This is a genomic window from Bacillus sp. TH25 (assembly GCF_016650935.1).
In the GTDB taxonomy this organism is placed as follows: domain Bacteria; phylum Bacillota; class Bacilli; order Bacillales; family Bacillaceae_G; genus Bacillus_A; species Bacillus_A mycoides.
Genome location: NZ_JAEKEU010000037.1, coordinates 208,161 through 228,994 on the forward strand (window position 1 = coordinate 208,161; position 20,834 = coordinate 228,994).

Sequence of the window (20,834 nt, forward strand, 5' to 3'; positions counted from 1 at the left end):
GAGTGATAAGATGAGTTCTTTTTCATTTAATGGGGAACAGAAGAGTTATATTCACATCGAAAGAGGATGGAAAAGACCAGCGTGGGCACCGGTAAGAAGGAATTTTTTAAGTGTCCCAAGTTATCCAGGAGCTAGGTTATTAAATACACAGACTGAAATGCGTGTCTTTTCTGTTCCTGTTGGCATAATTGCTCCATCTGGAACCGATATAAAAGTACTTAAGGAAGATATAGCAGATTGGTTAATCACAGATCAGCCAAAAGAGCTTATTTTCGATGCAGAGCCTGACAGAACCTATCTAGCTGTTATAGATGAAGAATTCGATGTTGATGAATTTGTAGACATCGGACAAGGTACTTTAAAGTTCATTTGTCCAATGCCTTATAAGTTAGGGAAAACAAACACATACACCTTTAAGCGTGAAGCAACTACAGAAGTTACTTCTTATTTTGTAAATAAGGGGAGCGTAGAAGTGCCAGCTTTAATTGAAATTGAAGCTTCAAAACCAAGTACATTCTTAGATGTATGGTTTGGTGAATATCCGTATGATCGTGATTATTTTAGAATTGGTTATCCCCTAACAGTGGAAGAAACAACTATTCAAGAACGAGAAAGGGTTATGTGGGACGATATGTCTACAGTTGTAGGTTGGACTCCTGTTAAGGGATTTGTAGAGGAAATGCAAGGAACCGGAGAACTCAAAGTTAAAGATGGAACTGGTATTTTCTGTCCTTATTATGGTGAAGAAGGAACGAAAGGTTTTCATGGTGGTATTGCAAAAAAAAATATACCTGGTGGACCAATACAAGACTTTGAAATGGAAGCATGGGTGCATTTGCAGTCTAAACATATAAACCAAATGGGACGTGTAGAAGTGACTCTTCTTGATGAAACAAGCAATGTCGTAGCTCGAATAAACATGAATGATTTATATTGGGATGCTGAAATTACAAAGGCTCATATGAAAGTTGGCAATAGTGGGACCCCAAACAGTATTCGAAAATTAGTTGATACAAGTGGAGCACACCCTAGTACTTTCAACAATTTTTACGGAAGGTTGCGTATTGCAAGGCGTGGGAAAGAATGGTCTGTCTATGTAGCGCGTTTTAGAGACGGTACACAAATAGACGACGCTTCATTAGTTGAACGTTGGATTGATGAAACAGGGAATCCGATGACAGAACGGAAAATTGCACAAGTTATGATTGCTATTTGTAGATGGGATAGAAATACACCTGTTTATACAATGCAAATTGACGATTTAAAGATTTGGAAGATAAATAAAGTTCCTTCAAACACAAAACCATATATTTTTGAAGCTGGAGATAAAATCATTATCGATACAGAGCGAAGTCTTGTCACAATCAACGGGAAGAACGCAATAAACACAAAAGACATTTTTAGCAATTTCCCAACCATAATACGTGGTGAGAATCGTATTGATATTATGCCACCAGATGCTAAAGCAACTGTTAGTTATAGGGAGAGATATAGATGAGAACGCCAAGTGGAATTCTTCATGTTGTGGATTTTAAAACAGATCAAATTGTATCCGCTATTCAACCAAAAGATTATTGGGACGATAAACGCCAATGGGAACTTAAAAATAATGTAGACATGCTAGAATTTAAAACTTTTGATGGGACACCAGAGGCAGTTACATTGCAGCAGCAAAACTTAATTTTGAAAGAAGTTCGTGACGGACGTATTGTACCATACGTTATCAATAATGAAGTCGAAAGAGATTCTGATGATAGGTCCGTTACTGTACACGCTTCTGGCGCTTGGATTCAAATAGCAAAAGATGGTTTTATAAATCCACAACGGATAGAGAGTAAGACTGTTAATGAGTTTATTGATATGGCACTACTAGGCATGAAATGGAAGCGTGGTATTACTGAATACGCTGGATTCCACACAATGACCATCGATGAGTTTATCGATCCACTTACGTTTTTAAAGAAAATCGCTTCATTATTCAGTTTAGAAATTCAATATCGTGTAGAAGTAGTCGGCTCTCAAATTATCGGTTGGTATGTAGATATGATAAAAAAACGCGGGCAAGAAACTGGAAAAGAAGTAGAGCTAGGGAAAGATTTAGTTGGCGTTAAACGTATCGAACATTCGAGAGATATTTGCACAGCCTTAGTGGGTTTCGTTAAAGGTGAAGGCGATAAGGTTATTACAGTTGAGAGTATAAATTATGGTCTTCCGTATATTACAGATAGTGATGCATTCCAGCGGTGGAATGAACATGGAAAACATAAATATGGCTTCTATACTCCGGAAACTGATCAGGAAGATATGACACCACAACGTCTTATGACCCTCATGAAAATGGAATTAGCGAAACGTGTAAATACATCCGTTTCTTATGAAGTTGAAGCACAATCAATTGGTCGTGTATTCGGACTAGCTCATGAGTTGATTAATGAAGGAGATACAATCCGAATTAAGGATACAGGATTTACACCTAAATTGTACTTAGAAGCTCGTGTTATTGCTGGCGATGAATCTTTCACTGACCCTACACAAGATAAATATGTGTTCGGTGATTATCGTGAGATTGTTGATCAGAATGAGGAGTTAAGAAAGATTTATAATCGAATCCTTAGTTCATTAGGTAATAAACAAGAAATGTTAGATCAACTAGACAAATTGGTAAAAGAGAACGGAAAAACAATTGAAACTATACGTGAAGAATCTAAAGCTGCTAAAGAGTTAGCCGAGAAAGTTCAAGAGAATTTGAAGAATAATACGGTTAACATCATCGAAGCTGCTAATCCGCCAACAGATAATCTTAAAGTAGGTAAGACATTATGGAGAGATATTAGTAATGGTAAGCCTGGTGTTTTAAAGGTATGGAATGGAACAGGCTGGGAGCTTCTTATTCCTGATGTAGAATCCGTTAAAAAAGATACCCTGGAGCAAGTGAATAAAGATATTGCAGCCACAAAAAAAGAATTAAATAAAAAAGTGGAAGATGCACAAAACGAAACTTCAGGACAATTCAAGGAAGTGAAAGAAAATCTTCAAGAGGTTTCTCTAACAATTAAAAATGTACAAAACTCTCAAGGTGAAATTAATAAAACTGTCTCTGAAATGAAACAAACCAACGAAGGTTTTACTAAATCTATAGAATTATTAACAAAAAAAGACGGTGAAATTACTGAAAAATTAAATACAGTAGTAGAGACTTCCGAAGGCACAAAAAAGATAATCTCTGAGGTGCAGCAAACAACAAATGATCTAAAGAAAACCACGACTGAAATTAAAGAGCAAGCTGGGAAGATTAGTGAAAAGTTAGAGAGTGTAGAAACAAAAGTTATTAATACCAAAATAGGTGGGCGTAACGTTGTAGTAGGTACAACTATTCCGGCTGTTATGGTTGGTACTAATATTAATAACCAAACAGCAACTATTTACAAATTTGCAGCAGGTGATTCCCGCGACATTATGGACGGCAAGGAGTTTATGGTGTCCTTTGACTGGGAAGTTATCGGTGATGCACCAGCTGGTAAGATGTACATGCAGGGAAGTAATCCCTATCCAGGGTTTACAGGTACTGTTACCTTTAATTCTACGAATAAAAAGGGTAGATATTCCCGCGTTGCTTCAATCCCTACAGGTACAGCAGCGTTTCTTGGTGTAAACATGCGTTGTGATGGTTTGGTAGGTACTCTGAAAATTAGTAATTTCCAAATAGAAATAGGTAATAAAGCAACTGAATGGACACCAGCACCAGAAGACCAAGTAACAACTGATGAATTCACTAAGAAAACAAATGAGATTATCAAAAGTGTGGAAGGTACTACAGAAACTATTAAAAAAGTAGAAAAAACACAAGGTGATTTTAGTGAAAGGGTTAATACTGTAGAAAAGAATGCAGAAGGATTCAATCAAAGCGTTAAAAAATTACAAGAAACACAAACACAGCAAGGCAAGCAATTAACTGAAGCTGCTACAACGATAGAACAACATACTAATGCATTGAATTTATCATTGAAAATGAAGGATGTTGAGGAGTATGTAGGTGGTATTAGTTATATAAACATGATTCTCAACTCTGTATTAAAAGAAAGTACGAAATACTGGTCTTTACACACAGGAACAATACGAGACACTTCAGTTCTTTATAAGGGCGCAGTGTCATTTAGAACGATCACCTCTGGTCTTACAGAGGATTCATATAGAGGTGCAGTTCAAACAATCATAAATAATGGTCCTGACTGGGATTTCGTTTATTCTGCTTATTTTTATACCGACAACAAAGCTAGTGTTGATAAAGGGTCGATGGTCGAAGTTATTTGTCTGGATGGTAACGGAAATAGGTTAAAAACATATCAGCAAGAAATAACTTTGACACAAGGTATATGGGTCCGTTCGTTTGTAACAGGTCAAATTGTGGCGGGGACAAAATCAATACAAGCAAAGCATTGGATCAGGCGCAACGGTCGTTTATGGGCGGCTCAACCACTGTTTCAAGTGGGTACAAAGCCATCATCATTTATGGAAAATCCGTCTGACATTGTTGATAAAGATAAATTAATAGATTTGATTGGTGAGAAAATAGCAACTGAAGATTATGACAAAAAAGTAACCGAACTCGTAAGGTCTATTAACGCAAAAGCAGATGGGCTTGAATTTGAGTCTTTAAAAAGGAACACATACACCATAAATGAAGTTAAGGATGGTTTTGCAGATAAATCCTACGTTGAAGAGATGGGTTCTAAACTTAAGGTTCTTGATGAAGGAATCCTTGCAGAAGTTAAAAAAGGGAATATCATCGCAGCTATTAACTTTTCATCAGAAAAATTAGTAATAGATGTTTCAAAGGTAAATATTAATGCAGATACAATGGTGAAATGGTTAACAGCAAAGGGTATCGATACGAATATCATTAACGTTAATGGTGATAAAATTACCATCGATAAAAATGGTGTAACAGTTAACATGTTAGATTTTCTTTTCAAAGATGAATGGGGAACAAAAACAACTGCGGTATCAAGACGAAACTTAATAGCAGATCCCGATTTTTCTAGTGTTGGAAAGAAAAATATTGGACATGCAGATTACTATGGTTTTGAAGGCGGATATGGTCTTACTTGGAAGTCACAGGGCAATGTAGTTATAGAAAAAAATACATCTGTATTTGATTACGAACAAATGGTTAATGCAGCAAGGGTAGACATGTACAACTATCCAGAAGCAGTAGTTAACAATGGAATACATCCTGGAAATGAATATACTGTATCTGCTCACTTTAGAACATCTATGATAAATGGTGTACGTAAAACAGCAAAACCACGATTACATGTATGTTGTGTGAAATTTAGAGATAATGTGTCTTATGACATCTGGAACGAGCAAAAAATGGACTTTCCTGAGCCATCTACATTTTACGGAGAGATTAGGAGATATTCATATACTTTCAAGGTACCAACAAACTATAAGCCACAAGAGCATGCGTTGATTATTAAAGTGTGTTCTGCAAATGGGCAAATAAGTGCAGGTACAGCGATTTGCGTATCAGGTGTAACACTATACAGTGGGAAATATGCATCTATGTATAACTGGGATAGAGCAGCAGCAGAAAGAGCCGCTGGTCTTCAACCATTTAATAGTATTGCAATAGGTGGTGTAAATAACATATTGCAACCAGCAGCAGACGGGCAAACGTTTGATATATCAACAGAAAAAGATGTTAAGTTTTCTACTAATATACGAGCTGTACAAGGTGTAAATCTCGGTGGGAATGCCTTTCAAGGTTGGGGGCATATTCGTTTTACAGACGGTAATCTCGGTCCGGGTTTTTATGTGAGCAGTGCGAATGGTTGGAAATTCAATGCCCTTGGATAAAAAGGAGAGATATAGATGAATAAGTATGATATTCAAATGATGCCACTTCAAGCAGGTGAAAGCTTTCCTTTTATGGGGAGGTTGGTTGATGCAACAAGAGCCGATACAGGGATTTCCGTCCTTATACCTGCTGATATGTTAAATAATGCTGGCATTCCTGATGGCACTAGTAAGGTCGAAGTGTGGAGAGAAATGTCTGATGGAACAATCTGTTTCAGAATTGCAACAAGATGTGAACTATGTGGACGTGGTTCACGCCTATATGAATTAGACATGGGATTCGCAAAGAAAAATATTTGTGCAGATGATTTTTTCAAACTTACGGGTAAAAATCCACCACAAGAAATTCCAACAACTGAAACCACAACAGAAATGGAGCAGCCGTAAGCTGGTCTTTTTATTTTGAACAAAATACGGCTTTGAGTAAATTCAATTCATAGATCAAGAGGAGCAACTTCGCTTCTCTTTTTATTTTGAGGAGATGATCAGTGTGAAACGAATAGTAGACCAAGCAATTTATGAAAAGCATGTTAGCCAAGAAAACAAAAACCTAGTCAAAGATTTTCTAATCGAAAAGAAAGCACAAGGGAAAGCGGCAAGCACTTTACAGCAATACAATTGGGATTTACGAATCATTTTGTTTCTAATACATGAACACTTCGAAAATAAAAACCTTATTGATTTAACACGAAAAGACATCCGAAATTTATCTATTATTTTTCAAGAAATGGGAATGTCTAATGCACGTGTAAATGGATTGATGAGCGCTTTACGTTCAGCGCTTGAATTTTGCGCAGACGATGATGACTACAATTATGAATTCAATGTAGGTTCAAGGGTACGTGGTTTACCTAAGAATCCAATTAGAGAAATTACATTTATTACTGATGACCAAATTAATTGGTTAATTGATGAATTACTTGAACAAGAGAAATATATGTTAGCAACTTATTTAGCACTTTCTTACTACAGTGCAGCAAGGAAGAATGAAGTTTACCAAGTTCAAAAAGAAGGACTGACAGAACGATATTATACAAATGTGGTCCGAGGTAAACGCGGTAAAAAATTCAGATTGTATTACAATCTCCGAGTACAGAAATGTATTCGTTTATATATAAATCAACGAGGTAAAGATACTATTCCAGATTTGTTTGTGCGTGTTTATAAGAATGGTGAGAGAAGACAGTTAAACAAAAGTGTATTTAATTATTGGTGCAAAATATTCGCTAAGATGCTGTACGAAAAGGAAGGCAAGGAATTTAAAATCAATCCTCACTGTTTCCGCCATAGCAGATTAGATAATTTAAAAGTACAAGGAGTACCGCTAGAAAAATTAAAATCACTTGCTAACCATTCTGATATTTCCACAACTGAATCTTACCTAAAAGATAGAAGTGAAGAAGATATTGCAGAAATATTTGGAATGGATCCAAGTTATTTTGCAGCGTAAAGAAGCATATTATGCTTCTTTTTATTTTGAAACGGGGTGATTGAAGTGGAAGGATTACAAGACGTAAGAAATGATGTACAAGAAATGAAGCAAGAAATCAAAGAAATAAGGTTTGATATTAAAAGTTTGGAAATGCGTACAACAGGCAACGAGAAAGATATTGATAATATCAACAAACAACTAGATAAAATCAGCGCAAACACTACTTGGATTTTGCGTCTTATTGTTGGCGGAATTATCGGGGCAGCACTCACCTTCTTCTTGAAAGGGGGTGGTATGTAATGGTTAGTTTAGCCGTAATGATTGGAATTGTCGTTGGTCTTTCACAGATTACCAAAACAATCGGATTACAAACAAAATACGTTCCGTTATTAAATTTAACGCTTGGCATTGTGCTAGGCGTTTTATTTTTGGGCGGAGATATCAAAACAAATGTATTTCAAGGAATCATCATTGGATTGTCAGCAAGTGGATTATTTGACCACACAAAAATTATAAAAAAGGATGCTGATGTGAAATGAAAAAGACATTAAAATATATTTCTTCTGTAGTCTTTGCTGTTATTTTTGCTTTATCCGTTGCAACAAGTGCTTTTGCTGATAGAGCGCTTATTATTCCTGATTTGCCAAAACAACCGTATCGTTATGGTGTAGGTGCTTACGAAGGGGTTGTAGCTCATTCAACGGCAACTCCAGAAGCGCCAGCTATCAATATTCAAAAATATGAGTCTCGCACATGGCGTTCAGCATTCGTTCATTACGCAGTAGATTGGGATGAAACAATCCAGATCGCTGATACAAAATACATTGCTTATGGGGCTGGACCAGGTGCTAATAAACGATTTGTACATGTAGAGTTATGTGAAACCGCAGACTATACAAAATTTAAGCGCAGCTATGATAAATACGTTAAGTTACTTGCTAAAATTCTTCGTGACCGTGGGTTATCTGTAGAAAAAGGTTTATGGACTCATTACGATGTTACGAAATATCTTGGCGGAACCGATCATGAAGATCCACTTGATTATTTGCGTAGTCATGGTGTGTCTGAAGCTCAATTCCGCGCTGATGTACAACGTGCATACACTAATTCTAGTGTGGATGTTTCTGTTCCTGAAAAACCTTCTAAACCAGCAGAGGTACCAACAGCAGTAACGGACGGTGTTGCTTATATTGAAGGCTACAACGTTAACTTACGTAAAGGACCAGGTACAAGCTATTCTAAGATTCGTCAGCTAAATAAACCAGAATCTTATGTTGTGTGGGCTGAAAAGGATGGCTGGTTAAATCTTGGTGGTGAACAATGGATTAAGAATGATCCATCTTATGTGAAGTTTGAAAAGCAAAGTAAAGTAGATTCATTTATTGTAGGAAAGCGTGTTGTTTCCAAAGTTAATAATCTACGTTTCTATGATGCTCTATCTTGGCAGGATAAAGATGTTGCTGGTTCTGTAGATGTAGGTTTAGGGTTTAATATTGATGCGAAAGTAAGTGTGAATGGTTCACCGCAATACAAAGTGCACAATAGCAAAGGAAAAACATACTATGTAACAGCAAATGAAGCCTATGTGTATGTGAAGTGATTTTTTTACAAAAGAATAGTTTGATAAAAAAAGCCGTCCTTAATTGGACGGCTTTTTTATTTATTCTTGAGCGTTATTACTTAAGTTTTTACGTAATTTATTTTCAAATATAATGCGTTTATCTTCTATATCAGTATACGCTTGATAATTTCCTTTTCTTTTTGTAGCAGGTGTTCTACTCTTTGTTTCTGGCGGATAACAATTTGGACATCTAGCTTCGCCTATATGTCTAGCTTTTACCATTGCTTTATATTCATTTTCGCATTCGCTGCAAAGCCACCAAATTTTTTCATTGCATCTTGCAGAAGTTTCTTCAGGAGTAGTAATCCTGTAAATCTCTTTATTTTTTGTAGGGTGCCATTCTTTTGCTATCTCTGGGTTTAACAAAGCTATAGATTGTTGATACTTTTCACACTTTCGGCAACCTTTTCTATTCTTCACCCTTTGACTGGCTTTTTCAGACCATATATGTCCTTCATTGCAAATCCACTTAACTTCTTCTGTAGTAGTGTAGAGTGCATCATATGGGGTCTTTGACTTTTGATAATAGTCAGATTCAAAAATATACCATTCTTTCGCCAGTTCTGGATAGACAGTTGCAAAACAATTATCCATACACACTTTCTTATTTGCACAATATGGACAAGAACTTCTATTGTTATATCTACTTACAATTGTTTCTTCCCATTCATGTCCTCTTTTACATTGCCACCATCTTAGCCTAGGGTTTTCTTCGAAATTTATTTCTTCAGGTGTTTTTATATTGTTAGTAGGATGCCATTGTTTTGCTAACTCTGGATCTACATCAAGAAGGGCTTTAAATTTTCTTTCTTCCTTGACTTCGGCTTTTTTTTCAGACTGCTTTAATCTCAAACATTTAGGACATTCTTCTTTCCTTTTGAGTCTTTCTCCAGTGGTTGCTCCCCATTCATGTCCTTCTGGACATAACCACCAAATGTATTCATAACTTCCGTAAGTAATCTCATTGGGGTTAATGTTTTCGTTTTTGGTAGGATGCCACTCAGATATTAGTTTGTCAGAAAGCCTTTTATCGATAAGTAAAGAATCCATAATTTTCACCGTTCTCTCTATTTAATTAAAAACCATTTACCATCGTTAATGTCTCTAGGGCGTATCTCGTATTCTTCTAATTCAATAATGTGGTTAGATTCTTTCTGAAAATATGGTTTTACAAATATAAATGCGTTAGCATAATATGTGTGTCTATTTTCGGATTTATCTTTATATACTTCGATTTTAACAATTTGCATTCTATATTCGTAGAGAGGGTGAGCGAATCTTTGTCCTATTTTTAAATAAAGTTGCGTTGGGTCATCACTATTTAATTCTTCTATAGGTATTCGAATGGATTCGCTCCGTTCCCACCAACCCCAAGTCCCTGGATCCATAATTTTCAACAACCTTTCTTTTATTTGTATTGGAATCAATAGTAGAAATGTAATGATAACTAAGGCTCTATCTAAATTGCTATCTACACGTTTTAAAATTAAACATTTACCAGTAGTAGGTTGAGCCTATTTTAATTGTTGTATAGGTTGTAATAAAATTAATAGTGTTATAACTCATACAACCTCACTTCCTTAAATTAAGTAAATCATACCAATTAATGTAACATTTTAGAAGTGTTGTCCATTATCATTGTAATTACATATTTTTGTATCTTCTCCAATCTAAATAGCTTCCACTCGTTTATCTAAAACTTTTACAATTCTGATTGCGAATAAAAGTATAGACGAGCAACCTGGCAGCGAATTTGGTATTTTGGAACTTGCTATTCCTACTTTTGACCACCGACCACTTATTTGACCACACACTTAAAATAAATTAAATACACTCAATGCACAAAGAATACATTCCGTTACATTTTCTTTGCGATAGAACACACAATAGTAATACAGGGTACATCAAATGATATGATATACTTTATACAGCTCATGTAGAAAATGTAGTGAAACTTGTTAGAAAGTAACATTCAATAAGGATATGTCCCTCACAAAGCAAGAGCTATGTGAGGGTATATTTTATTTAGCGAATGGAAGTAAGGAGAATATAATGAACAATTATAAATTGACGATTCAATATGATGGTGCGCGTTATAAAGGGTGGCAACGTCTTGGTAATAATGACAATACGATTCAGGGGAAAATCGAAAGTATAATATCTGAAATGGTCGGAAAAGAAATTGAAATTATCGGCTGTAGTAGAACGGATGCTGGTGTACACGCTTTGAATCAAGTAGCTAACTTTCAAAGTGATGAGAAGTTAGTAGAACATAAAGTGAAAAAGTATTTAAATCAATATTTACCAAATGATATTAGTATTACGAGTGTAGAAGAAGTACCAGATCGTTTCCATGCTCGTTACAATTCTAAAGCAAAAACATATCTTTATAAAATTTGGAATGAAGAGCATACGAACCCATTTATGCGTAAATACAGCATGCACGTGAATAAACAATTAAATGTGAAAAGTATGAAAGAAGCTGCGAAACATTTAGTTGGTTCACATGACTTCACTGCCTTTTCAAATGCAAAGTCTAAGAAAAAATCTATGGTTCGAGAAGTGTATACACTTGATGTTTCCGAAGAATCAGGATTTGTACAAATTAGAGTAAGTGGTAACGGATTCCTTCATAACATGGTGCGGAAAATTGTTGGAGCATTAATTGAAGTTGGATTAGGGCAATTAGAGGTGGACGCAATTCCAAACATTTTAGAGGAAAAACAACGTAATCAAATTAATTGTCTTGCTGAGGCGAGTGGATTGTACTTGGAGAAGATTGAGTTTTAGAAAAGATATGGATAAGAAAAAAGCACTCATTTGAGTGCTTCTTCTTTTATGCTGATGCAGTAGTCTTATCTTTTCGGAAAATCCCCATTAATCCGCCGATTAATAATAAAACACCTGGTAATAAGTAAACAATAGAAATACAAATAAATCCACCAATGGCAGCGATAGTCATCATAATGCCACCTACTTTAGCTTTGCTCTTAACCATAACACATCCAACAATCCCCAATATTGAAAGAGCTACAGCAGCCCAGCCTAATCCAATAATTTGATTAGCTCCGTCAGCTTCAACTGCTGCTCCTACGCCTCCGATAAATAAAGCGATGAATGCACATAAAATCCCGAATATACCACCAATTAATCCTAATACAAATTCTGCTGTTCTTTTCATAGTAACCACCTTTTAAAAAATATTTATTAGCTTTTTCATCTAACTCACAATTTGTTAGTTCAAATAAAATGAACTACATGTTATTAACATAAGTGAAGTTTATATAAACAACCTTCAGAGATATTGAAATGTCAGATTTAGAACTTACATGATAACAAATATAATGAAAACAGAATGTCGAAATTTGTCGAGTTTACTAAAGTGCATTTTTTCAGTATATAACTAATTTTGAGTTAAATTTCAAATCATTGAGATAAAGAGAGTACAATGAAAAAACACGAGAGCGGTAACCGTCTCGTGTTTTTTATGATAATTAACTTTGTTCGTTTAAGAAGATTTTTCTCTTTTCATACGTAGCTTTAAATTCCAAAAAGCAGCAAGCATAATAGCTGCAAAGGAGCCGCTAATTGTGCCTAAGAGCTTTGCATGAGGAAAGCTACTCATATCAGCATTAATGAATAACATCATACATAGAACGGCGGGGAGAAGGTATAAGTATTTTAATAAATTTAATTTTTTATCATTACTCATATATATAGCCCCTTTCTAGCATGTTACATGCACATTATAACATATTCTTCCAAAAAATCATTTGCACTTGGAGAAAGATTCATTTCATATGTGTAAATGCAGTTTTTTAATTCGATATTGTAAATTTTGTCTACTCAATCCTAAAAATTTTGCAGCTTGTGAGATATTACCATTATTCTCTTTAAGAATTTGATTGATGTAGTTCTTTTCTATTTCTTCTATTGTGTGCTTTAAAGTTTTAGGTGCGTCAGTATTGTGATTAGTTAGTGAAGGCTGCATATTGAATTCTGTTTTTATTCGTTCGCGAAAGCGAGTGGGTATATGAAACGCTGTAATGATATTTTCATCTTCTATTAAGTTCATTGAACCTTCAATTATATGTTCCAATTCTCGTACGTTTCCGGGCCAATCGTATGCATAAAAGAATTCTCTTACATTTACATCTACATCCGTTACGCCGAGCCCGAATTGAATGTTGTACTTTTCGATAAAGTGCTGAACAAGAGCTGGAATATCTTCTTTTCGTTCCCGTAAAGGTGGAAGACATAAAGTAACGACGCTTAATCGGTAATATAAGTCTTCTCTTAACCGATTGTGTGCAATAGCTTCAAGAGGGTCTTCATTAATAGTTGCTATAATACGAACATCAATTTCTTTTTCTTGTGCGCCTCCAATTCTTCGTATTGTTTTTTCTTGTATAGCCCGTAGTAACTTAGCTTGAAGCGTTGGGCTTAATGAGTTGATTTCATCTAACAACAAAGTCCCGCCGTTTGCTTCTTCAAATAAACCAGGCTTATCTATTGCTCCTGTAAAGGCACCTCGATTCGTACCAAATAATAAGCTTTCCATTAAGGTATCAGGTATAGCGGCACAGTTTTGTGAAATAAATGGTTTTGTTGAACGATGACTTTCATTATGGATGCTTTGCGCAAATAGTTCTTTACCAGTCCCTGTTTCCCCTACGATAAGTATGGATGAGGATGTACGAATTACTCTCTTTCCTTCTCCAATGATTGATTGAATGGCTACGGAATCACCAATTATGTGGCCAAAGGTAAATTTAGTATTTTGTTTTCGAGAAGGGCCCATTTTTATTGTTTGCTTTAAATGACTAATCTCTTTTGAAATTTCAATAGCGCCTTTAATTTTTCCGTTTTCTATTATAGGAAAAGTATCGTTAATCGTCGTAATCTCTTGTCCTTTATTGTTAAAATACGTTTGTTTTATATTTTTGTTTGTTTTTCCAAGTTTTAATGCCTCTATAAGAGTACTATTTTTATTTTCTTCAAATGCAAATACTTCTAAAGGATTTTTATCTAGCACATCTAAGCGGTCCATTGATTCAATTTCCATCATTTTGCGGTTATAGATAATCGTTTTACTTTCCTCATTAATAATATGGATCCCGATATCGAGTTCATTGAGTAAAGTTTCGTATAGCACATTCATTTCAATAATCTTTTTAAAATTGATTTCTTCTGTATGCATGTATTATCTTCTCCTCGTTATACCCTATGAAGACTGACTTTTTATAATTTTATTAAAATTCTCATAAAATCGCAAAATTTTTTTGCTATTTTCTCTTAAAATTTTTCAAATGATAGAAAAATTTTGCGGTTATGCAGATTTTTTTCGTAAGAAATCCTAATTTTACATAGATATTGAGGTTGGTACGTATTTTGCATGAATAGTAGTTGAGATCTCTAAATTTAAAGAGTAGGGGGATTAGGAATCTTTATAGGTTATGCAACGTTCCAGTGCCAATTAATAAGAGGGAGGAATTTATAAAGTGAAGACGGTTGTAGAAGGTGTGTATAGTCCTTGTTACGGGAAAGTAGAGAAATTATTTGTTACTGAAAGTTCTTACGTATATGAATGGGAAAAATTAGCGTTAATTGAAACGATAGATAAACAGAAAGTAGAAATTAAAGTGGGAATCAGTGGTTATATTGAATCATTAGAAGTGGTAGAAGGAGAAGCTATCGCTGATCAAAAATTATTAATAACAGTGAGGGATGACCTTTTAATAACAGGTAGTGATTAATAGTAGTAATATGTATTTTGCACTTTTTAATAATTATTTTTACTATGAAGGGTTTTAAGGACGCTTACATTAAAAGGGTTTGCTAAGTGAAAAGGGGGGATTTATATGATGGATCAAAACCAGGGATTAAAAAGAGAATTGAAAAGTCGGCACATATTTATGATTGCACTCGGAGGGGTTATTGGTACTGGGCTTTTTTTAGGATCCAGTTATACAATTCATGAAGCTGGACCTGGAGGAGCGATTGCAGCGTATCTTGTCGGTGGATTTGTTATGTATTTAACGATGCTCTGTCTTGGAGAGTTAGCGGTTGCGATGCCTGATGCAGGATCGTATCAAACATATGCTACAAAACATATTTCACCTGCAGCGGGTTATGTAGTGGGATGGATGTCGTGGCTAAACTGGACGGCTACGATAGGCATTGAATTAATTGCAGTTAGTATATTAATGAAACGTTGGTTTCCAGATGTATCATCATGGATTTGGTGCGTAGTGTTTGCCGTATTGCTCTTTGTTATTAATGCGTTATCTTCAAGAAGTTTTGCGGAGGTTGAATTCTGGTTTGCAAGTATTAAAGTAATTACAATTATTGCATTTATCATTTTAGGCGGGGCAGCAATGTTTGGTTTTCTAGATATGAAAGGAAATGAACCAGCGCCGATGTTTTCTAGCTTTACTGATTATGGTGGATTGTTCCCAAATGGATTATCAGCCATTTTAATTACGATGATTGCAGTTAATTTTTCCTTCCAAGGAACAGAACTAGTTGGTATTGCAGCTGGTGAGAGTGAAAATCCAGAGAAAACTATCCCGAAGGCAATTAATAATACAGTTTGGCGCATACTTATTTTCTTTGTACTATCTATTTTTATTCTTGCGGGACTATTTCCTTGGCAGCAAGCAGGAGTGATAGAAAGTCCATTCGTAGTTGTATTTGATAAAATTGGTATTCCTTATGCGGCTGATATTATAAATTTCGTTATTATTACAGCTGTACTATCAGTTGCGAATTCAGGATTATATGCAACTTCCCGTATGCTATGGTCTATGTCTAATCAAGGAATGATTAGCCCGATTTTTGGTAAGTTATCTAAAAACGGTGTTCCTATTTATGCATTGATTGTAAGTACGTTTGTAGGGTGTCTTTCATTACTATCAGGTATTTATGCGGAAGATACAGTTTATTTATGGCTTCTTTCTATTGCTGGGTTTGGAGCGATATTAGTTTGGGCATCTATTGCTTTATCGAACCTATTAGCTAGAAGGACATACGTGAAGCAAGGGGGAGATATTAAGGATTTGAAATTTAAAACACCACTGTATCCATTTGTTCCAATTCTTGCTTTAGTATTAAATTTAACAGTAATTGTAGCTATGGCTTTTATTCCAGAACAAAGAATGGCATTATATTGTGGTATTCCATTTATGATCGTTTGTTTACTGTTTTATCGTGCTACCAGAAATAAGAGAAGTAAAGTAGAACATAATGAAAAGACAAATACAACTGACTTAGAAAGTTTACCCCGCATTAACGGGCAGTAAAACTCCACTTCAAAATTCGGCTGGAGCAAAGAAGTTAGGTGGGAGATAAACTGCCCGTAAACGCCCGATTGGTGAAGGCTAATAATCAGTGGGGGATGTACCTCCCCACTGATTATAGTTTCACTTTATAATAGTGATTAATTTAGAGACTGTAAGATTGTAAACAGTCTCTTTTTTTGTGAAAATAAAGCTGGAAACATACTACGTATGCAAAGGGGAATTAGCAATGAATCAAGAAGTTTCACAGCTATTAGAACAGATTGATTTACGAAAAGAGGAGCTACTAGAACTTACAAAAACTTTAATTCGTTTTGAAACACCAGCACCACCAGCAAGAAATACAAATGAGGCGCAAGAATTTGTTGCAGAATTTCTAAAAAAACGAAATTTTAGTATTGATAAATGGGATGTATATCCGAATGATACGAATGTTGTTGGAGTGAAAAAAGGGACAGCAAGTGAGTCACATAAAAGTCTCATTATTAATGGGCATATAGATGTTGCAGAAGTAACAGCGGACGAGCCGTGGGAAACAAATCCGTTTGAGCCGTTTATAAAAGATGGTTGGTTAGTTGGGAGAGGCGCGGCAGATATGAAAGGTGGACTAGCTGGAGCCTTATTTGCTATTCAGCTTTTAGAAGAAGTGGGGATTGAATTACCTGGAGATTTAATTTTTCAATCGGTAATTGGCGAAGAAGTAGGAGAAGCAGGAACACTTCAATGCTGTAAACGTGGTTATGATGCGGATTTTGCTGTAGTAGTGGATACGAGTGATTTACATATGCAAGGACAGGGTGGTGTAATTACTGGGTGGATTACTGTGAAGAGCCCGCAAACGTTTCATGATGCAACACGTAGACAAATGATTCATGCTGGAGGCCGTTTGTTTGGCGCAAGTGCAATTGAGAAAATGATGAAGATTGTCCAAAGTTTACAGGAGCTAGAACGTCATTGGGCGGTAATGAAAACCTATGAAGGATATCCATCAGGAACAACAACAATTAACCCAGCAGTAATTGAAGGCGGGCGCCATGCAGCATTTATTGCGGATGAGTGCCGATTATGGGTTACGGTTCACTTTTATCCAAATGAAACACATGAACAAATAATAGAAGAAATAGAAGCGTATTTAGGAAAAGTGGCAGCAGCAGATCCATGGTTAAGTGAGAACCCACCACAATTTAAGTGGGGCGGAGAATCAATGATTGTTGATCGAGGTGAGATTTTTCCTTCTTTAGAAGTAGACAGTGAACATGTAGCTGTAAAAACTCTTAGTTCCGTACATGAATCCATTCTATCTAAAAATGCAATTTTAGATATGTCTGCAACGGTAACTGATGGTGGCTGGTTTAGTGAATTTAATATTCCAGCCGTTATTTATGGACCAGGTACACTAGAAGAAGCACATTCTATAAATGAGAAGGTTGAAGTTGAACAATTAATTGAATTTACAAAAGTGATAACGGCGTTCATATATGAATGGTGTCATAGGAAAAAATAGATTGGTATATTGGAATCGTATAGGTATGTATACTTGTACGATTTTTTAGTGCACTACTTCAGAGTTGAACATAAACAACAACTGAAATAGTTTTTTATTTTTCTATGTTTTTCGTCTTATTTCAATCAATTTCTCTTTCGCTAATTCAACGGCAATTGCATCATCTAAATAGCCAATTGGAAAGAGGTAATCAGGGATAATATCTGTCGATAAAATGAAATAAAGTAATGCGCCTCCCAGAACTGCACGTTCTTCTTTTGAAATGGTTTCATTGCAAAATTGTTGATACATATCTGTTAATTGCTCAATGAAAGGACCAGCACTATCAATTTGCTCTAACTTGCTCGCGAAACTTTCATGAATACGTTTTTCACCTTCGGTTGTTTGGGCATAGCGTTCATAATTTTCAAGTTCTTGTTTTACGCGAGTTGTTGTGTAATCGAAATCGAATAAGTTTGAGGATTGTAAAGTTTGCTGAATTGTATCAAGAGATGTGTACATATCCGTCTTTTCTTTATTTATGTGCGGAGAATTAGGATACATTTCATCAAATAACAATTGAGGTGGAACTTGAAGGAATTCTGCAAATTTTTGTAGATGTTTTTGTTTTGGCGGTTGTTTGCCATTCATAATTCTTGAGATTGTTGCGGGATCAATATTTGTAAGCATTCCTAGTTGGCGCATGGATAAAGCACGTTCCTTTAAAAGTTTTTTTATTAATGTACTAAGCCGCTCATTTGAATTTTCTTTAGGCATAGTGAAGGCACTCCTTTTTTATTGTTGAAAAAATGTTGAGCATTTATTACAAGTATATGAAACAGACAGGCACAGTTGCTCAACATTTTCATAATATGCAATGAAAAGTGAGAAAAGGGGTGACTGTACGATGAGTACGGCAGGTTTATTTTCAATTTTTTTAATCGGGATTGCGTCTAATTTAGATAATGCAGGTGTTGGGATTGCATATGGCATTCGTAAAATTCGAATTTCGTGGCTTAACAATTTTATCATCGCATTTTTTGGATTTTTATTTACTTTACTAGCTGGATTTTTTGGGAATTGGATCGCATTATTTATTTCAGAGTTCACAGCAAACATTATTGGAGCAATCGTTTTAGGAATAATCGGGGTGTTTATTTTATGTCAGCCTTTCTTGAGTCAAAAAGATACCGTAGAATCTAAAGATAGTAGTGTACTTATGGGGGTTTTACGTGATCCAGAAAAAGCAGATTTTGATGGTTCTAAAACAATTAGTTTTTCTGAAGCAATTGTTTTAGGAGTTGCATTGTCCATAAACAATATTGCAGGTGGATTTGATGCTGGAGTAACAAATTTAAATCTTTGGCTTACGGCATGTATTTCTGGAGTTTTTAGTTTTATTTGTATTAGTGGTTTTACGTATGTTGGTAAAAGATTTTTAGCTGAATACTTAGGGAAATGGGCAACTATAATTGCAGGTGTGTTATTAATTCTTATTGGAATTGATCAATTGTTGTAAGAATGATAGGGAAAACAGTATTCGAGTATTTCCTTGGAAATACACTAAGAAATTGCATATATCGACGTGAAATCTTTTCACGGTAATGAAAGATTGTAAGTATTATACAAATCTTTGTTTGTAAAAAGGTTTAAAAAAGTAAAAGCACCTGCATAGGTGCTTTTTAGCGTATATCTTCAATTAGTTGTGCACATTCATCATCATGCATACTGTACTCACTTAAAACTTGAATACAAAGCCATTTCAGTTCTTCGATACTATGCTCAAGTTCTTCGGGAAGTACATGGTAAATGTCTTCAAGTCCCATTCCGAAATGAATAAGTTCTAATACTTGATCATCGATGTTCCGATCCATTAATAGTTCAAGCACTTCTAAATTGAATATGTATCGGTGAGATTCATCGAGTGAAACAACTTTTAGTTTCAAACTTTCTACAATACTCAATATGAAAAGAAGAATTGTTTTTTCGAGAACAGGTTGTTTCTCCATTTGAAATATGAGTTTCATCTTTTACACCTCCACATACAGCGCTAGGTTGTACTATATTATTCAGGAGGGGGGAGCAAATATGCATAATAAAGAGAACTTTTATTACTGTTTTTTTGAATTGTGTTGATGCCTAGTAGAACGGATTTTTTGTGAAATAAAAAATCCTGCCAATATAGCAGGATAACTTCTAAATTAAAACATACTCCAACCTTCTTGGGCAGAAAGTAATTCAAGAATTTTAAAACCAGCGATACTATTTCCGTTTGCATCTAAAGCTGGTCCGAAAATACCGATTCCCATTTCGCCTTTTACGCAGCCGAAAATGCCGCCCGCTACACCACTTTTTGCAGGGATTCCAACACGAATTGCAAATTCACCAGATTCATTATACATCCCGCAAGTAACCATAAATGTTTTACAAATTTTCGTAATATGTCTAGGGATGATCTGTTTCTTTTTATATGGATCATATCCATCCATTGCAAAAATTAAGCCAATACGTGCTAAATCGATACAGTTTACTTCAACTGCACATTGACGAGTGTATAAATCCATAAGTTCTTCAATATCACAATCGATAATTCCGTTTTGTTTCATATAGTAACAAAGTGAACGGTTTAAGTAAGCAGTCTCTAATTCTGAATTAGCAACTGTAGAAGAATAATTAATAGTAGGATTATCTGTTATTTCACGTACAAAATGAAGAATATGCTCCATTTTCTCTTCGTTATCTTTTCCTGCTAACATGCTTGTAATAGCTAGTGCTCCTGCATTAATCATTGGATTAAGAGGTTTGGAAGGACTTGTCGTTTCTAACTTAATAATAGAATTGAAAGGGTCACCGGTTGGCTCCATTCCAACTTTAGAAAATACATATTCTTCACCACGATCTAAAAGGGAAAGAGCAAGTGTAATTACTTTAGAAATACTTTGAAGAGTAAATAGTGTTTGTGAGTTACCAGCATGGATATATTCTGTTTCTTTATGAAAAATAGCAATCCCTAGATCATCTGGATTTGCATTTCCTAGTTCGGGGATATAAGTAGCAAGTTTTCCTTTTTTCGTATATGGTTTTACTTGTTCTAACAACTGCTGTAAGTTGTTTGTTTCAATGCACTGCATAGTACCAACG

Annotated in this window: 20 protein-coding genes; 12 read left to right on the top strand and 8 right to left on the bottom strand. The window is 35.3% G+C overall.

Annotated features, from left to right (window positions below):
• The first annotated feature begins 10 nt into the window (after window positions 1–10).
• From JFT89_RS20120 to JFT89_RS20150, 7 genes are all read left to right on the top strand, one after another.
• Window positions 11–1,498, top strand: a complete 1,488-nt coding sequence (locus tag JFT89_RS20120; protein ID WP_201040522.1) for a distal tail protein Dit — start codon at window positions 11–13, stop codon at window positions 1,496–1,498.
• Window positions 1,495–5,859, top strand: a complete 4,365-nt coding sequence (locus JFT89_RS20125) for a phage tail spike protein (protein WP_201040523.1) — start codon at window positions 1,495–1,497, stop codon at window positions 5,857–5,859. The genes JFT89_RS20120 and JFT89_RS20125 overlap by 4 nt, the downstream gene beginning before the upstream one ends.
• Window positions 5,860–5,874: 15 nt before the next feature.
• Entirely contained in the window at window positions 5,875–6,246 is a 372-nt protein-coding gene (locus JFT89_RS20130) for a hypothetical protein (RefSeq protein WP_201040524.1), read from the top strand.
• A gap of 103 nt (window positions 6,247–6,349) precedes the next feature.
• The gene (locus JFT89_RS20135; protein ID WP_201040525.1) at window positions 6,350–7,309 is read left to right on the top strand and encodes a tyrosine-type recombinase/integrase; all 960 of its coding nucleotides are present in this window, start codon (window positions 6,350–6,352) and stop codon (window positions 7,307–7,309) included.
• A 45-nt stretch (window positions 7,310–7,354) separates the two neighbouring features.
• On the top strand, window positions 7,355–7,591 hold the full coding sequence (locus JFT89_RS20140; RefSeq protein ID WP_000398733.1) for a hemolysin XhlA family protein: 237 nt from the start codon (window positions 7,355–7,357) through the stop codon (window positions 7,589–7,591).
• Window positions 7,591–7,830: a hypothetical protein gene (locus JFT89_RS20145; RefSeq protein ID WP_048517338.1), complete on the top strand. Its 240-nt coding sequence runs from the start codon at window positions 7,591–7,593 to the stop codon at window positions 7,828–7,830. The genes JFT89_RS20140 and JFT89_RS20145 overlap by 1 nt, the downstream gene beginning before the upstream one ends.
• Window positions 7,827–8,891 carry an N-acetylmuramoyl-L-alanine amidase gene (locus JFT89_RS20150; protein ID WP_201040526.1) on the top strand — a complete coding sequence of 355 codons (1,065 nt, stop codon included), beginning with the start codon at window positions 7,827–7,829 and terminating at the stop codon, window positions 8,889–8,891. Before JFT89_RS20145 ends, JFT89_RS20150 begins: the two co-directional genes overlap by 4 nt.
• A gap of 60 nt (window positions 8,892–8,951) precedes the next feature.
• Here the strand turns inward: JFT89_RS20150 and JFT89_RS20155 are convergent, their stop codons facing one another.
• Both JFT89_RS20155 and JFT89_RS20160 read right to left on the bottom strand, forming a co-directional pair.
• Window positions 8,952–9,962, bottom strand: coding sequence for a zinc-ribbon domain-containing protein (locus tag JFT89_RS20155; RefSeq protein WP_201040527.1), 1,011 nt, complete (start codon window positions 9,960–9,962; stop codon window positions 8,952–8,954).
• Window positions 9,963–9,979: 17 nt separating this feature from the next.
• Window positions 9,980–10,300 carry a hypothetical protein gene (locus JFT89_RS20160; protein ID WP_201040528.1) on the bottom strand — a complete coding sequence of 107 codons (321 nt, stop codon included), beginning with the start codon at window positions 10,298–10,300 and terminating at the stop codon, window positions 9,980–9,982.
• Between the two features lie 664 nt (window positions 10,301–10,964).
• Between JFT89_RS20160 and truA the strand changes: the two genes are divergently transcribed.
• A complete protein-coding gene (gene truA / locus JFT89_RS20165; protein WP_016097028.1) occupies window positions 10,965–11,702 on the top strand; it encodes a tRNA pseudouridine(38-40) synthase TruA in 738 nt (245 codons plus the stop codon).
• Window positions 11,703–11,748: 46 nt separating this feature from the next.
• Here the strand turns inward: truA and JFT89_RS20170 are convergent, their stop codons facing one another.
• The 3 genes from JFT89_RS20170 to JFT89_RS20180 form a co-directional block, all read right to left on the bottom strand.
• Window positions 11,749–12,093, bottom strand: coding sequence for a DUF4064 domain-containing protein (locus JFT89_RS20170; RefSeq protein ID WP_002010275.1), 345 nt, complete (start codon window positions 12,091–12,093; stop codon window positions 11,749–11,751).
• Window positions 12,094–12,420: 327 nt separating this feature from the next.
• The gene (locus tag JFT89_RS20175; RefSeq protein WP_033706365.1) at window positions 12,421–12,624 is read right to left on the bottom strand and encodes a hypothetical protein; all 204 of its coding nucleotides are present in this window, start codon (window positions 12,622–12,624) and stop codon (window positions 12,421–12,423) included.
• A gap of 84 nt (window positions 12,625–12,708) precedes the next feature.
• Complete coding sequence (locus tag JFT89_RS20180; RefSeq protein WP_002063670.1) at window positions 12,709–14,112, bottom strand: sigma-54 interaction domain-containing protein; 1,404 nt, start codon at window positions 14,110–14,112, stop codon at window positions 12,709–12,711.
• Window positions 14,113–14,413: 301 nt separating this feature from the next.
• On the opposite strand from JFT89_RS20180, the gene JFT89_RS20185 reads away from it, so the two are divergent.
• The 3 genes from JFT89_RS20185 (at window position 14,414) to JFT89_RS20195 (ending at window position 17,714) form a co-directional block, all read left to right on the top strand.
• On the top strand, window positions 14,414–14,668 hold the full coding sequence (locus JFT89_RS20185; protein ID WP_002063671.1) for a biotin/lipoyl-containing protein: 255 nt from the start codon (window positions 14,414–14,416) through the stop codon (window positions 14,666–14,668).
• 105 nt (window positions 14,669–14,773) lie between these two features.
• On the top strand, window positions 14,774–16,213 hold the full coding sequence (locus JFT89_RS20190) for an amino acid permease (protein ID WP_002063672.1): 1,440 nt from the start codon (window positions 14,774–14,776) through the stop codon (window positions 16,211–16,213).
• A 178-nt stretch (window positions 16,214–16,391) separates the two neighbouring features.
• Window positions 16,392–17,714, top strand: coding sequence for an acetylornithine deacetylase (locus tag JFT89_RS20195; protein WP_307838614.1), 1,323 nt, complete (start codon window positions 16,392–16,394; stop codon window positions 17,712–17,714).
• Between the two features lie 102 nt (window positions 17,715–17,816).
• On the opposite strand, the gene JFT89_RS20200 is transcribed toward JFT89_RS20195, so the two are convergent.
• On the bottom strand, window positions 17,817–18,470 hold the full coding sequence (locus JFT89_RS20200; protein ID WP_002063674.1) for a helix-turn-helix domain-containing protein: 654 nt from the start codon (window positions 18,468–18,470) through the stop codon (window positions 17,817–17,819).
• A 130-nt stretch (window positions 18,471–18,600) separates the two neighbouring features.
• On the opposite strand from JFT89_RS20200, the gene ytaF reads away from it, so the two are divergent.
• The gene (ytaF, locus tag JFT89_RS20205) at window positions 18,601–19,212 is read left to right on the top strand and encodes a sporulation membrane protein YtaF (protein WP_002091150.1); all 612 of its coding nucleotides are present in this window, start codon (window positions 18,601–18,603) and stop codon (window positions 19,210–19,212) included.
• 163 nt (window positions 19,213–19,375) lie between these two features.
• Here ytaF and JFT89_RS20210 read toward each other — a convergent pair whose 3' ends face one another.
• Together JFT89_RS20210 and glsA are read right to left on the bottom strand one after the other, a co-directional pair.
• Window positions 19,376–19,720, bottom strand: coding sequence for a DUF3969 family protein (locus JFT89_RS20210; protein WP_002139535.1), 345 nt, complete (start codon window positions 19,718–19,720; stop codon window positions 19,376–19,378).
• A gap of 174 nt (window positions 19,721–19,894) precedes the next feature.
• On the bottom strand, window positions 19,895–20,824 hold the full coding sequence (glsA, locus tag JFT89_RS20215) for a glutaminase A (protein WP_002063678.1): 930 nt from the start codon (window positions 20,822–20,824) through the stop codon (window positions 19,895–19,897).
• Window positions 20,825–20,834 lie beyond the last annotated feature (10 nt).

What these genes read in the sequence shown, in the direction of transcription:
- JFT89_RS20120 (WP_201040522.1), top strand. Translation starts at nt 11, where the DNA reads ATGAGTTCTTTTTCATTTAATGGGGAACAGAAGAGTTATATTCACATC.
- JFT89_RS20125 (WP_201040523.1), top strand. Translation starts at nt 1,495, where the DNA reads ATGAGAACGCCAAGTGGAATTCTTCATGTTGTGGATTTTAAAACAGAT.
- JFT89_RS20130 (WP_201040524.1), top strand. Translation starts at nt 5,875, where the DNA reads ATGAATAAGTATGATATTCAAATGATGCCACTTCAAGCAGGTGAAAGC.
- JFT89_RS20145 (WP_048517338.1), top strand. Translation starts at nt 7,591, where the DNA reads ATGGTTAGTTTAGCCGTAATGATTGGAATTGTCGTTGGTCTTTCACAG.
- JFT89_RS20150 (WP_201040526.1), top strand. Translation starts at nt 7,827, where the DNA reads ATGAAAAAGACATTAAAATATATTTCTTCTGTAGTCTTTGCTGTTATT.
- JFT89_RS20155 (WP_201040527.1), bottom strand. Translation starts at nt 9,962, where the DNA reads ATGGATTCTTTACTTATCGATAAAAGGCTTTCTGACAAACTAATATCT.
- JFT89_RS20160 (WP_201040528.1), bottom strand. Translation starts at nt 10,300, where the DNA reads ATGGATCCAGGGACTTGGGGTTGGTGGGAACGGAGCGAATCCATTCGA.
- truA (WP_016097028.1), top strand. Translation starts at nt 10,965, where the DNA reads ATGAACAATTATAAATTGACGATTCAATATGATGGTGCGCGTTATAAA.
- JFT89_RS20170 (WP_002010275.1), bottom strand. Translation starts at nt 12,093, where the DNA reads ATGAAAAGAACAGCAGAATTTGTATTAGGATTAATTGGTGGTATATTC.
- JFT89_RS20175 (WP_033706365.1), bottom strand. Translation starts at nt 12,624, where the DNA reads ATGAGTAATGATAAAAAATTAAATTTATTAAAATACTTATACCTTCTC.
- JFT89_RS20180 (WP_002063670.1), bottom strand. Translation starts at nt 14,112, where the DNA reads ATGCATACAGAAGAAATCAATTTTAAAAAGATTATTGAAATGAATGTG.
- JFT89_RS20190 (WP_002063672.1), top strand. Translation starts at nt 14,774, where the DNA reads ATGATGGATCAAAACCAGGGATTAAAAAGAGAATTGAAAAGTCGGCAC.
- JFT89_RS20200 (WP_002063674.1), bottom strand. Translation starts at nt 18,470, where the DNA reads ATGCCTAAAGAAAATTCAAATGAGCGGCTTAGTACATTAATAAAAAAA.
- ytaF (WP_002091150.1), top strand. Translation starts at nt 18,601, where the DNA reads ATGAGTACGGCAGGTTTATTTTCAATTTTTTTAATCGGGATTGCGTCT.
- JFT89_RS20210 (WP_002139535.1), bottom strand. Translation starts at nt 19,720, where the DNA reads ATGAAACTCATATTTCAAATGGAGAAACAACCTGTTCTCGAAAAAACA.
- glsA (WP_002063678.1), bottom strand. Translation starts at nt 20,824, where the DNA reads ATGCAGTGCATTGAAACAAACAACTTACAGCAGTTGTTAGAACAAGTA.